The sequence below is a fragment of the Flavobacteriales bacterium genome (assembly GCA_020635855.1).
Taxonomy (GTDB): Bacteria; Bacteroidota; Bacteroidia; order JACJYZ01; family JACJYZ01; genus JACJYZ01.
The window spans coordinates 1,814,632-1,827,291 of the sequence record JACJYZ010000002.1 but is presented as its reverse complement, the minus strand read 5'-3'; the positions used below and the strand labels follow the sequence as shown (position 1 = coordinate 1,827,291).

The window sequence follows — 12,660 nt, the reverse complement described above, 5'->3', positions numbered from 1 at the left end:
ATAAACGAATTTCGAATAATCCTTTAACGCCACAGCGTCCATACAGTAAAGCGATTTACATAACCGCAAGGAGAAATTGACCGTGCAACGCATTCCTAATTTCTAATTCCTAATTCCTAATTCCTAATCTAGATAGCATATCACCATCCAAAGGAATGCTGTTTCGAATAACACAAAAACGAACAACGACTTCTACCCATCCATCTCCTCACTCAGCTTCTCCCATTCTTCCACTTTCTTCTCGAGCTGGGTTTTGAGCTGTGCGTGTTCGGCCAGAGCTTTGGCAGATGTTTCCGCATTGCCGTAAAAGGCGGGGTCTGCCAGTTGGGTTTCGATGCCTTTGATTTTGTTTTCGAGGCGTGTGATTTCCTTTTCCGCTTTCTCGATTTGCTGGCTCAGCTTTTTATTGGCTTGCTTGTCTTCCTGGGCTTTCTTGCCATTTCCTTTGGATGTGTCGGCCGGTTTGGATGTGGTTTTGGATGATTGTGCAATGCCTCCTTCTTCAAAATCGCGGAAGCTTTCCACCTGGTGGGTCGACAGGAATACGTTGATGTCGCCGATCTTGTCTTTGATGCTTTTGTTGGTGAACTCGAACGTACGGTCGGTAAGTCCGTCCAGAAAGTCACGGTCGTGCGACACAAGGATCAACGTTCCGTCATAGTTTTGCAGGGCCGACTTCAACACGTCCTTGGCGCTCATGTCAAGGTGGTTGGTGGGCTCGTCGAGGATGAGCAGGTTGATGGGCTTCAGCAGCAGGCGGGCCAGTGCCAGTCGCGATTTCTCACCTCCGCTCAGCACCTTTACCTTTTTGTCCATGTCATCTTCCTTGAACAGGAACGATCCCAGGAGTCCGCGCAACCTGGAGATGTTCCGCCAATCGTCGGTGGCGATGGAGTCAAGTGTATCATATACCGTCTTGTTCTCATCCAGCACATTCTCCTGCGCCTGGGCATAGTAACCGATCTCCACGTTGTGACCTACTTTCAGCTGACCGGTGAAATTGGTCTGCTGCATGATCATCTTCACCAGGGTCGACTTGCCTTCGCCGTTCCGTCCTACCAGTGCAAGCCTTTCACCGCGGTGTACGGTAAAGGTGAGGTCGTGGAGGATCTCCTTCTCGCCATAGGCCTTAAACAGGTGTTTCGATTCCAGCACAATATCGCCGCTGCGTGGGGCGGGCGGGAAGCGGAAGCGGATCTGGCGGTTGTCGAACTCATCGAACTCCACCCGCTCCATCTTTTCCAGTCTTTTTACTTTGCTCTGTACCTGCTTGGCCTTGGTGTTCTTGGCGCGGAAGCGTTCGATGAAGCGTTCCTGCTGGGCAATGAACTGTTGTTGGTTGTTGTAAGCGGCTTCCTGTTGTTTGAGGCGTTCCTCGCGAAGCTCTACATAGCGGCTGTATGCGCAAGGATAGTCGTAAATACGTCCCTGCACGATTTCCACGGTGCGGTTGGTGACGCGGTTCAGGAACATCCGGTCGTGGCTGATCAGCACCAGGGCCGACTTTGCATCCCTCAGGAAATCTTCCAGCCACAAAATGCTTTCGATGTCGAGGTGGTTGGTGGGCTCGTCGAGCAGCATCAGGTCGGGTTTGCGCAGGATGAGCTTGGCCAGCTCCACGCGCATTTGCCACCCGCCGCTGAATTCGGTGATCGGTCGCTGGAAGTCTTTCCGGTCGAACCCGAGTCCGCGCAACACCTTTTCGGTATGGCTTTCGCTTTTGCCGTCGTCCAGGTGACTCAGCTGTTCGCTCTTTTCGCTCAGCCGGGTGATGAGGTCCATGTACTCCTTGCTCTCATAGTCAGTGCGGGAGGCCAGTTGTTCGTTGATGATGTCGATCTCCTCATGGGTTTTCTTCACATCCTCAAACACCGAAATGGCTTCATCAAAAATGCTTTTGGTGCTGGTGTTCTTGAACTCCTGCGCCAGGTAGCCGACTTTCTTCCCGCCGGGGATCACAACCTCGCCTGATGAGGGAGATTGCCTGCCGGCGATGATCTTGAGTAACGTACTTTTTCCAACACCGTTCTTTCCCACCAGGCCGATACGGTCCTGTTCATTGATAAGGAAGGAGATCTGACGGAAGAGATCCTCTCCCGTGAAGTGTACACTGAGGTTGCTGACCGAAAACATGGTGCAAAGGTAGGCAAAGGCGGCTTACGGGCCACCGGTACCCCTTTGTTTTTGCGTGATCCGGTTAGAAATACCGTACGTTTTGCGACCGGATCTGCTGTGTCTCGATGGGTTTGTTCTTCGGGTATTTGACGGAATAGCCGAAGTTGAATGCCTGGCTTTGTCCGGCCGTTACCGACTGGTGCCACTTCAGTTCGCCCGTGAGTGTATTGTGTTCGGCGCCTGCAAGGTCGCCCGGACTCACCTCGATTTCGCTGTTCTGAGATACGGGCAACTGGTCCAGCACGGTCAGGTCGATGTTGCCGCCCCGGGTATTTTTGACCGTGATCTTATACCCATACGATTCCTTGACGTTGGCGCCGATGGTTTTCTTTGAAGTGAATTCCTTCACGGTCTCGCGGCTTACCATCACCTTGCTGTCGCGGCCCAGGGAGATGTCAAGCGTGTCGGTAATCTCTGCTGTGTTGATGAACGACTGTCCCAGGTACGTTCCGTCGAAATAGATGTTGGCGTAACCGGTCACCAGGTTCATGTTTTCCCATCCGCTTACACGCGCCAGGAGGAAGGCGGCACTCTCCACCTTGGGTATGGCGAAATGCTGGTAGGTGGCATTGAGGGTGTGCTGGCCGACCTCCACCATATAAGGTTTGGTGTCGGATGGGATGGTGTATTTATCCTTGATGTCGAAGCTGATGTTCAGGTCGGCGATTTCGAGCATGGTGCCCTGGTTGTGAGGCAACATCATACGGGTTTCTCCGTATCCGCTATCCTTCCGGATCTCATCCAACGTGACCCCTTCATTGCCGTACGCTTTGCGTGGTGCGGCTTCTTCCCTGGCTTTTTGATCCGGCACCATCAACATTTCCGGTTCCTGTTTATTGAACGTGCCGAAGTTCGCCATGGCTTTACCACCGATGTTGCGGTATGCCAGGTACCACGGATTCAGCTCCGGCTTGCTCGCCTGTTGAGACGGGTTGGCGGTGGAGAGGGTGAGGGGCACGTTCTTCCAGTCGATCTGGGAATTGTTAAACACTTTGGCCTTGTAGGTAAGTTGGATGGGTTGGTTGGCGTCGGTGGCGCGGATGTCGTACACGGGTACCCAACCGGCGTCGCGGATCATGTAGCTCAGGGTGATCCTGGTGCTGGTGGTGCGGGATGCGTTCACGGTGATGGTTACTTCGCCGCGCACATACTGACTTTTGGCGTTCAACTCATTCAGCTGTTGCTGCAGGCGGTTGCGGGTTTTGGTGAGTTCAGTGGAGCGCTCGTTCAGGTCGGAGATGGCATTGTTGATCTCGCGGATGCGGTTGCGGAAGTAGTCGGCTGCCAGCTTCAGATCGGTCACGGATACCCCGTTGTTTTGCCCACCCAGGCTCTGGTTCTTGAGCAGCATGTTCTTTTCGGTGTTATAGGCGTCGCGGTCGTCGTTGACGCGGGTCAGCTGCCGGTTCACTTTCTCCACAGAGTCGCGCAGCATGGCAATACGCGGCTGGCTCTCCTCATGGTCGAGGTAGTTGATCTCGTTGTTGATGGACAGGATGCTCAGGTCTTCAGCAGAGGTCACCCGGATGCTGGAGGGGTTGACCTGTGGGGAGAGGCCTTTGAACAGGATGCGGTTTCTGCCGGAAGCAAGGTTCACGTTGGCTTCCCTCGTGATCTCGGCACCGTCAAGGTAAACGGTTACATGCCGAATGTCGGATTTGGCAGTGATGTCCGTTGCTTCCTGTGCGAAAACCGGTTGTGCCAGGAAGGCGGCAAGAATGAAGATGAGCTTTTTCATGTTTGGTACGGATTGGATTTTTTAGTGAGATGCAGGTGTTTGATGGATTCCACAAAATTACGAATGACGGATGGGTAATGGTTGATAGTTAATAGTTAATAGTTAATAGTTAATAGTCAATAGTTAATAGTCAATAGTTAATAGTCAATAGTCAATAGTCAATAGTCAATGGCCTGCCCGTCCGTAACACAGTGAAGGCGGGTCAATAGGTGGTCGGATGCCATTGACGCGACCAACGGGAGCCATTGACAGCGCAGCGTATTGACTAAGGACTAACGACTAACGACTTCTGACTAGCATCGCTTCTTTTCAAAACTTTTCTACCTTTGAGAAGATCACAAAACACGCAATCATGGAAGCTACTTTGGCTCAAACCACCGACCAGATCATTGAACGTTTGAAACGGGCACAAGCCGACCTGGAAGACCTCCGGGATCAACTGCGGAACAACCAGCCTTCTGACGAACTGAAGTTCGAAGGCATCCGCAATCGTTTCAATACCTTCCTGGAAGAAGTGGCGCTGATGTTCGACAACCTGAATGAACTTCGCGATAAACTGGAAGCACAGAAATCGGAACAACCCTGGGAAAACATCCACGTGGATCTGGAAAGGTCGTACGAGGAGATGAAGAAACTCTTCAGGGTATAACCTGCAAGGTACCGCTCCTGCTTTTTCCGATGGCCGCACACACACTTCCCTCGCCTTGATGGCGCATGGCGACATACGTTTGCCTGATGCCGGAACTGAACAGCATTTGAAATCGCTGGATATGTCTATCCTGCGTGCGCTGGCTTACTTTGACGTTTTCAAATATCCCCTTACGCAACCTGAAATAGGCCGCTTTCTGCCGGTTGTTGAAAAAGATCCGGCCAGGCTGGATGCCGTTCTTCAGCAACTGGTTGTTTCCGGCAAGGTTCACAAGATAGGTGCGTACTATTCGCTTCATGGTGATCCGGCGTTGGTTGCCCGCCGGGAAAAAGGAAATGCCATGGCGGCATCCGTAATGCCGGTCGCTTTGCGCAGGGCCAGACTGATCACCGCTTTCCCGTTTGTGGAATGCGTGTGCCTGTCGGGATCCCTATCGAAAAACTACTTTGACCGGGATGCGGATGTTGATTTCTTCATTGTTACCCGCCCGGGCCGGTTGTGGATTGCACGCACATTGCTGATCGCTTTCAAGAAGGTCTTCCTCCTGAATTCATACAAATACTTTTGCCTGAATTATTTCATTGATACCGATCACCTCCGGATCGAAGAACAAAATCATTTCACGGCAACCGAGCTGGCAACACTGATGCCCCTTTCAGGTGCAGAGGTATACCGCCGGCTGATGGACGCCAACCCGTGGATGCATGCGCATCTGCCCAACGCATTGTCTGCTGCGGAAGCAACCCTTTCCGACCCTGCACGGAAGGGATGGTGGAAGCGCATGGGTGAATATCTGCTGAAGGGCGCATTCGGTGATTTTCTTGATCATCGCTTCATGCGGATCACCATGCGGGTGTGGGAAAAGAAATTCAGTCATTTCAAAACGGAGGATTTTCAGGTGGCCATGAAATCCAGGCGGTATGTGTCGAAACATCATCCGCAACATTTCCAGAAACGCGTACTCGGCCGGTTCATGGCCCGCGTGAAAAAGCTGGAACAGGATCTTGCCATCCCACTAGAAATCCCATAGGCATGCTTCGCGTCCTCCTGTCACATGCTTACTTCTATCAACTGGATCCCAAACAATGGGCCACGGCAAAACCGTATCCTCCATTGGGTACGCTGTACGCCGCATCGGTGATCCGGTCGGAGGGATTTCCGCTGGATTTTTTCGACAGCAACCTGGCCGCGGGGCCTGACGGCATTGCAACTCATCTTTCTTCCAAACCGGATGTGCTGGTGTTGTACGACGACGGATTCAACTACCTCACCAAGATGTGCCTCACCGCCATGCGCGATGCCGCGTTTGAAATGATCCGCATGGCCAAACAGAGGGGGTGTCATGTGCTGGTTTCCGGTTCCGATGCCACCGACCACGCCGCCATGTACCTTGAACAGGGTGCCGATGCGGTGATTATCGGTGAAGGAGAATACACACTGAAGGAAGTCCTCCATGGTTTGGAAAGCGGAACGTACAATCCGGCCGGAATACCCGGACTGGCATACCTGGAAAATGGGACGTTGAAAAAAACAGCGCCACGTGAGGTGTTGCGCGACCTTGATGTGTTGCCCGATCCGGCCTGGGACCTGGTGAACATGGACGCGTACCGGTCGATATGGAAAAAGGCGCACGGATACTTCTCTCTCAATATGGCCACCACACGCGGTTGTCCGTTTAAATGCAACTGGTGCGCCAAACCCATCTACGGGAACCGCTACCATTCGCGGTCGCCGGAAAGAGTGGCAGCGGAAATGGCCATGTTGATGAAGGAACACGGTGCCACTCATTTTTGGATGAGCGATGATATTTTCGGACTGAAGCCTGGATGGGTGCAACGTTTTCGGGAGGCATTGGATAAAGAAGGTGTGCGTCCGCGGTATAAGATCCAGTCGCGGGTGGATCTGTTGCTACAGGATGACACCCTCCAGGCGCTGGCATCGTCAGGCGCCGAAGAGATATGGGTGGGCGCCGAGTCGGGATCGCAGCATGTGCTGGATGCCATGGACAAGGGAACCACGGTTGAACAGATTCATGCCGCAACCAGGGCCATGCAACGCCACGGCATCCGTGTGGGATTTTTTTTACAGCTGGGCTACCCCGGAGAAACCAGGGAAGACATCCGCAAAACAATGGCCATGGTGGATGAGCTCATGCCGGACGACATCGGCATATCCGTTTCCTATCCCTTGCCCGGAACACCGTTTCATGAAAGGGTAAAGGCCGAGCTGTCGGCCAAGGCCAACTGGGTGGATTCGGATGACCTGGCATTGATGTTCCGCAGCACGTTCCCTCCGGAATACTACCGCCGGTTGCATCGCTATATGCACAAAAGGTTCAGGCGCAGCCAGGCGCGCAGAAAAATGAAACAGTTGCTGGTGTCACCTGGAAAGATTGAACGCAATTCCCTGAGAACAGCTTTGTCATTGTTGTATTACTACCCTGCTTCCTGGCTGGATGCAGGAAGCATGCGAAAATGGGAAACAACGGAAGCATAAGCGCGCCTTTTGATGGTGTGGCAGATGCCTATGATACGGATTTTACGCAAACCCGTATCGGCAGGTACCAGCGTGCCATGGTATGGGATGCGCTGGACCGGCATTTTCCCGGAACGCTTCCTCTTCACATCCTGGAGTTGAATTGTGGAACCGGAACCGATGCCATGTTCCTGGCCAGCCGCGGACACCACGTGACTGCCACGGACCGGTCAAAACCCATGCTGGATGTAGCGAGAACCAAAAGCGAAAAAGCAGCCATTCATGGCATCCGTTTCAGGCAGCTGGATATGTGCAATACGGATGATGTGCTCCCTCCCTCTGATGCGGTGTTTTCGGATTTCGGCGGATGGAATTGTTTGTCGCCCGCCGACCTTGTTTCGCTTTCTGCCAGGTTGTATGAAGCGTTGCCGGCAGGCGGATTGGTGGTGGCGGTGATCATGCCGCCCGTATGCCTGTGGGAGATGTTCTACTTCGCTGTGCGGTTGCGATGGTTGTCCATGGGCAGGCGATGGAAGAAGGGCCCTGTGCGGGCCAGGGTAGGAGATGGACATGTGGATACATGGTACTATACGCCGGCCCGGATTGGCAAACTGTTGTCACGGCATTTTTCGATCATTGAAACGCAACCGGTGGGATTCTTTGTGCCACCCTCCTTTATGGAATCTTATTTTAATGAGAACCCCGATGCCTTGTCGTCGCTTGCACGCAGGGACCGGAATCTGATCCACAGATCGTTTCTTTCCTACCTGTCGGATCATTACCTGATTGCACTCAGAAGAAACTGATGGATATCCTGCTGACACACGGTTATTGCCTGGCGGATGATCCCAGGGAGCAGAAGATCATGAAGCCATATCCTCCACTGGGTATCCTTTATGTGTCGGCATACCTCAAACAACAAGGGTTTTATGTGGATGTGCTGGATACCACGTTCTCATCCTTTGATGCACAAAAAGCATATATCCTTGAAAAGATGCCACCGGTGATCGGACTGTATGCAAACCTGATGACGAAGCCCCGCATTGTTGAAATCATGAAGTGGATCCGGAATGAACCTTCGTTGCAGGGAACACGCATACTGGTGGGTGGACCCGATGTGACCCACAACCTGGAAGGATACCTAGGTCACGGCGCTGATGCTGCGGTTGTGGGAGAAGGTGAGGAAACGGCAGCTGCGCTTCTCGCAGCGTGGCGAAGCAACGATACAGGGTGGTGTTCTCTTCCCGGCATTGCCTGGATGAAGGATGGAAAAGTAGTGCGGAACCCTGCCCGCGAAAAAGTAAGAAACCTCGATGTGTTGCCTTATCCCGACCGGGAGTCGGTGGACATGCAGGCCTATCTTAATACCTGGAAACACCACCATGGTCACAGTGCCATGTCGGTCAGTACGCAGCGCGGATGCCCGTATACATGCAAGTGGTGCAGTACGGCGGTATACGGACAAAGCTACCGGCGCCGTTCTCCCGCACACGTTGCAGATGAACTGGCATACCTGAGTGAACGTTTTGCGCCGGATACCTTCTGGTTTGTGGATGATGTGTTCACCGTCAGTTACCGTTGGCTGGCTTCGTTGGCAGAGGAGTTGTCATCGCGCCGGTTGAAAGTGAAATTCGAATGCATCACACGTGCCGACCGGATGAACGAAGAAGTATTGGGTATCCTGAAAGCCATGGGGTGCTTCCGGATATGGATCGGTGCCGAGTCGGGGTCGCAGGATGTGATTGATGCGATGGACCGCCGTGTGGACGTGTTGCATGTGCGGGATATGATCAGGGCTGCACGCCGCCATGGGATCGAGGCGGGTACTTTCATCATGCTGGGGTATCCGGGAGAAACCGAAGCGGATATCCGGGAAACGGTTCGTCATCTTAAATCGTCATTGCCGGATCAATTTACCATCACGGTGGCCTACCCGATCCGGGGAACATCCATGCACCGGGAGTTGGATGGAAAGGTGCTTGCTTCGGGCGACTGGGCGACGACCACCGACAGGGATCTTGATTTTATTCGAACATATCAAAGAAAATATTACGATTTTGCAGTTCGCCATGTGGTGAACGAAGTGGAGTGGGAGAAGGCCCGAAAGCAAGGGCATGCATTGCGTCCGTACGCGATAAAGAAGAGATTGGCTTCAGGCGCAGCACGCCTGGGAATGTGGTACTACAAAACGTACGGAAAATGAATCATGAGTTGGAAGTTGTGAACGGTGTTCGTTTGCTCAGCAAGCGGCTCCCGTTCGAAGAAGTTTACCTGAAAGTAAGGGAACGGGAAAGCAGGCTGTATACCGACAAGGAGGTTTGCGGACTCCCCGATCTGCCCAAACGCCATGTACATGCGGAGGAGTGGCAACTGAGAAAAAAATCAATGATGCGTTTCCTGAATTACCTTGGTACATGTTCACCCGGTCGCGTCCTCGACCTGGGGTGCGGAAACGGTTGGTTTTCTTTCGCCATGCGCAGAAAGATCAATACCGAAGTGGTCGGCCTTGATATGAATACCGTTGAGCTGGAACAGGCGGCAAGGGTATTCAAGGGTGCAGGTATCCATTTTTGTTACGGTGATGTTTTTCAGGACATCTTCCCTCCGGCATATTTTGATGTGATCATACTGAACAGCAGCATCCAGTATTTTCCGGATGTGCCTGCCCTGTTGAACCGATTGAAATACTTTGCTACCCCGGGCGGCGAACTGCATGTGCTGGATTCACCTATGTATAAACAAACGGAGGTGGATGCTGCCAGGGAGCGGAGTCGTAAATATTACGAAAACCTGGGTGTGGAGGCGATGTGTGAACGTTACTTTTGTCACGGATTGTTTTCATTTGAGCCTTATCCGGTGGAAGTTATGTACTGGTATGGTGGCTGGAGAAAGGCCCTTCGGTGGAAAGATATTCCGTTTCCCTGGCTGAAAATCCGTCTTGGGGAGTGAAATTTGTTTTTCGTTTGCCCGCCGTCATATCCTAATTTCTAACATCTAAAATTTAACATCTAATTTCTTCTGTGAACTGGATCAGGAAATACGGTGTAGAGTGTGCCTTCGGACTTGTGCTGGGGCTTTGGTTCGGGCTACGTCTGACCGGGTTTAACGGACTTTATGGCCAGGACAGTCATACGTATTTTCATTATGCCCTGGCCATACGTGATTACCTGAAAGGCGGGTCACATCCAGGGGCTTTCTTCTGGCCCGTGATGTATCCTTTGATTGGTGCGCTGGCCTCCTGGTTCACCGTGCACACCGCTGCTGTTATGCAGATGGTATCCATGATGGCATTCGCCGTGGTGATAACCTTGGTGGTTCAGCTGATACCCAAGATCCACAAAACAACCGGCCCTCCGGTTCAACTCTATGTAATACTGACATTGTTGTTTGCCCCATACTTTATGCGGGCATCTTTGTTTGTGATGTCGGATATGACCGCTACGGCCTTTTTTATGCTGGCATTGGATCGACGGATCCGGTTTTACACAAGCGGCAGGTCATTGGATATCTGGCTCGCTGGTGTATTTGCCATGGCTGCGGTATGCACGCGGCTCCCTGTGGCTGTGTTGCTGGCACCGTTGCTGTTGATGCAGGTAGGTACGGGTGCCACAGAATGGAAAGTGAAACATGTGGCCGGTGTGATTCTGGCCGCGGTGCTGGTCGCATTGCCGCAATGGTGGTTTAATCGCTCGGGGCCTGTGGTGCAAAGCCATGAGCTGTTGCAGGAGTGGTCGCCCTTCAACCTTTTTAAAAACACATTCGATGCAACAGGCAGGATGCAATATACCGTACCCAATGGCATGTATATGCTGTCGGTATTCGGGCACGCGGGGTACCTGATGATCAGTGTGCCGTTGCTGCCTTTTTTGAGAAAAAAGGACTTCTCCAAACGCCCGGCCAACTGGTTGTGGTTTTCGGTGATTTTATATGTAGTGTTTCTCGGAGGCATCCCGTTCCAGAATCAGCGGTTTTTCGTTCTGGCTTTTCCTGTGGTTGTGTTGCTGTTCTATCCCGCTTTTACAAGGGCCTGGAACTGGTTCAGCCAGATGGCCGGTTTGCGTGTGTTCGGATGTGTGGTTTTGCTGTTGTTGCAGTTCGCCTTGTTTGCCTATTCTTTCTCTTCGTTTGTCAGGTATTGCAGGGAAGAAAAACAAGCGGCCACAGAGGTCATTCGCCTGGTGCCTCCGGGCCACACTTTGTACGTGTTTGGTATGCAACCTGCATTAACCACATACGGGGTGAAGAATCCCATGACAGATATCTGGCAGGATGATATTGGTATTGTTCAACCCGGCGATTTTCTGCTGCTGAACGGTGATGTTTTCTCGTCTCAATGGGCCGGTCAAAACCCGATGCGTCACTGGCAGGAAATCAAAGACCAGTTTGAACTTGACCATGTGAATGCATCATTGGCCGAAGGATGGATCCTCTATGAAATCCGTTGATCACATTCTTTTTGTTGTCCCCGGATTCCCCGCCGATGAAAATGACACCACGTGCGTACCAGGTGTACAGGACCTGGTGTTCGGGTTGCAACAGGCGGCTCCGGGTGTCAGGCATTCCGTGATTACCTTGCAGTATCCATATACCCGCGAACCGTACGACTGGCATGGCATCCGTGTGTATCCTTGCGGCGGAGAAGATCGGCGCTTTCCATTCAGGCTGATGGCATGGGCACAGGCCGGTCGCTATTTCCGATCGATGCCGAAGCTGACCCTCATTCATTCCATGTGGCTGACCGAGGCAGCCTGGCTTGCATCCCGATGGTCAAAGCGACACGGAATTCCCCATGTATGCACGATGATGGGGCAGGATGCATTGCCATCCAATGCCTACCTGAAACTGCCAGGCATGCGTTCGGTTCATTGCGTGGCTTTATGTAACCGTCAGGACCAGGCCTTTGCGAACACAACGGGCAGGCGGGCTGATGCAGTGATTCCGATTGCGCATCATATACAGCTGAGTGAGGGTGGCATGGAAAGGGATGTGGATGTGCTGGGTGTGGGATCCCTGGTGCCGGGCAAGGCCTTCGGAGATTTTGTGGATGTGGTGGGAACACTCATAGCCGGTCATCCAAACTTGCGTGCAGTGATCCTGGGCGACGGGCCGGAACGGTCGATGCTTATGCGGAAGATCAACGACGCGGGTTTGCAAAAGAACATTGTGCTTGCCGGTCAGGTGCCGCGTGATGAAGTGATCAGGTGGATGAAGCGAAGCAAAGTGCTTTTGCAACCCTCCCTGTACGAAGGATTCGGCATGGTGCCCTTCGAGGCATTGAGCCAGGGCATGCGGGTGGTGACCCGCCCGGTAGGAGATAACGCTGTGGGCGATCACTGGCATGTCGGGAACACCTGCCCTGAATTAGCGGATGCAGTGCAGGCTTTTCTGCAGATGCCTCCACGTACTTCCGGGAATATCGTGCATTCGGTTGCATCGATGGTGGAATCGTACGGGAGGGAGTATGAACGATTAAGTCGTAAGTCATTAGTCAATAGTCAATAGTCAATAGTCATTGGTAAATGGGTGGCGGAACGTCATTGACGCGACCGGAGGGAGCCATTGACCGCGCAGTACATTTACGGCGTAGCATAGTTACGCGACCGATAGGGAGCTATTTACCGTG

At 52.7% G+C, this 12,660-nt stretch carries 10 protein-coding genes; 8 read left to right on the top strand and 2 right to left on the bottom strand.

Features of this window, described 5'->3' with window-relative positions; translation table 11 throughout:
- Nucleotides 1-192: 192 nt before the first annotated feature.
- Nucleotides 193-2,133 carry an ABC-F family ATP-binding cassette domain-containing protein gene (locus tag H6585_07510; GenBank protein ID MCB9448173.1) on the bottom strand — a complete coding sequence of 647 codons (1,941 nt, stop codon included), beginning with the start codon at nucleotides 2,131-2,133 and terminating at the stop codon, nucleotides 193-195.
- 64 nt (nucleotides 2,134-2,197) lie between these two features.
- Nucleotides 2,198-3,913: a mucoidy inhibitor MuiA family protein gene (locus tag H6585_07505; GenBank protein ID MCB9448172.1), complete on the bottom strand. Its 1,716-nt coding sequence runs from the start codon at nucleotides 3,911-3,913 to the stop codon at nucleotides 2,198-2,200.
- Between the two features lie 352 nt (nucleotides 3,914-4,265).
- Between H6585_07505 and H6585_07500 the strand changes: the two genes are divergently transcribed.
- The 8 genes from H6585_07500 to H6585_07465 all read left to right on the top strand — a co-directional run bounded on the left by H6585_07500 (nucleotide 4,266) and on the right by H6585_07465 (nucleotide 12,539).
- Nucleotides 4,266-4,562 carry a hypothetical protein gene (locus H6585_07500; protein ID MCB9448171.1) on the top strand — a complete coding sequence of 99 codons (297 nt, stop codon included), beginning with the start codon at nucleotides 4,266-4,268 and terminating at the stop codon, nucleotides 4,560-4,562.
- Between the two features lie 121 nt (nucleotides 4,563-4,683).
- Nucleotides 4,684-5,592, top strand: a complete 909-nt coding sequence (locus tag H6585_07495; protein ID MCB9448170.1) for a nucleotidyltransferase domain-containing protein — start codon at nucleotides 4,684-4,686, stop codon at nucleotides 5,590-5,592.
- Between the two features lie 2 nt (nucleotides 5,593-5,594).
- A complete protein-coding gene (locus tag H6585_07490) occupies nucleotides 5,595-7,058 on the top strand; it encodes a B12-binding domain-containing radical SAM protein (protein ID MCB9448169.1) in 1,464 nt (487 codons plus the stop codon).
- Nucleotides 7,037-7,843, top strand: coding sequence for a methyltransferase domain-containing protein (locus H6585_07485; protein MCB9448168.1), 807 nt, complete (start codon nucleotides 7,037-7,039; stop codon nucleotides 7,841-7,843). The genes H6585_07490 and H6585_07485 overlap by 22 nt, the downstream gene beginning before the upstream one ends.
- Nucleotides 7,843-9,240: a B12-binding domain-containing radical SAM protein gene (locus H6585_07480; protein ID MCB9448167.1), complete on the top strand. Its 1,398-nt coding sequence runs from the start codon at nucleotides 7,843-7,845 to the stop codon at nucleotides 9,238-9,240. The genes H6585_07485 and H6585_07480 overlap by 1 nt, the downstream gene beginning before the upstream one ends.
- Entirely contained in the window at nucleotides 9,237-9,986 is a 750-nt protein-coding gene (locus H6585_07475; protein MCB9448166.1) for a class I SAM-dependent methyltransferase, read from the top strand. Before H6585_07480 ends, H6585_07475 begins: the two co-directional genes overlap by 4 nt.
- 71 nt (nucleotides 9,987-10,057) lie before the next feature.
- The gene (locus H6585_07470) at nucleotides 10,058-11,482 is read left to right on the top strand and encodes a hypothetical protein (protein ID MCB9448165.1); all 1,425 of its coding nucleotides are present in this window, start codon (nucleotides 10,058-10,060) and stop codon (nucleotides 11,480-11,482) included.
- Entirely contained in the window at nucleotides 11,469-12,539 is a 1,071-nt protein-coding gene (locus tag H6585_07465; GenBank protein ID MCB9448164.1) for a glycosyltransferase family 4 protein, read from the top strand. Before H6585_07470 ends, H6585_07465 begins: the two co-directional genes overlap by 14 nt.
- Nucleotides 12,540-12,660: the final 121 nt, after the last annotated feature.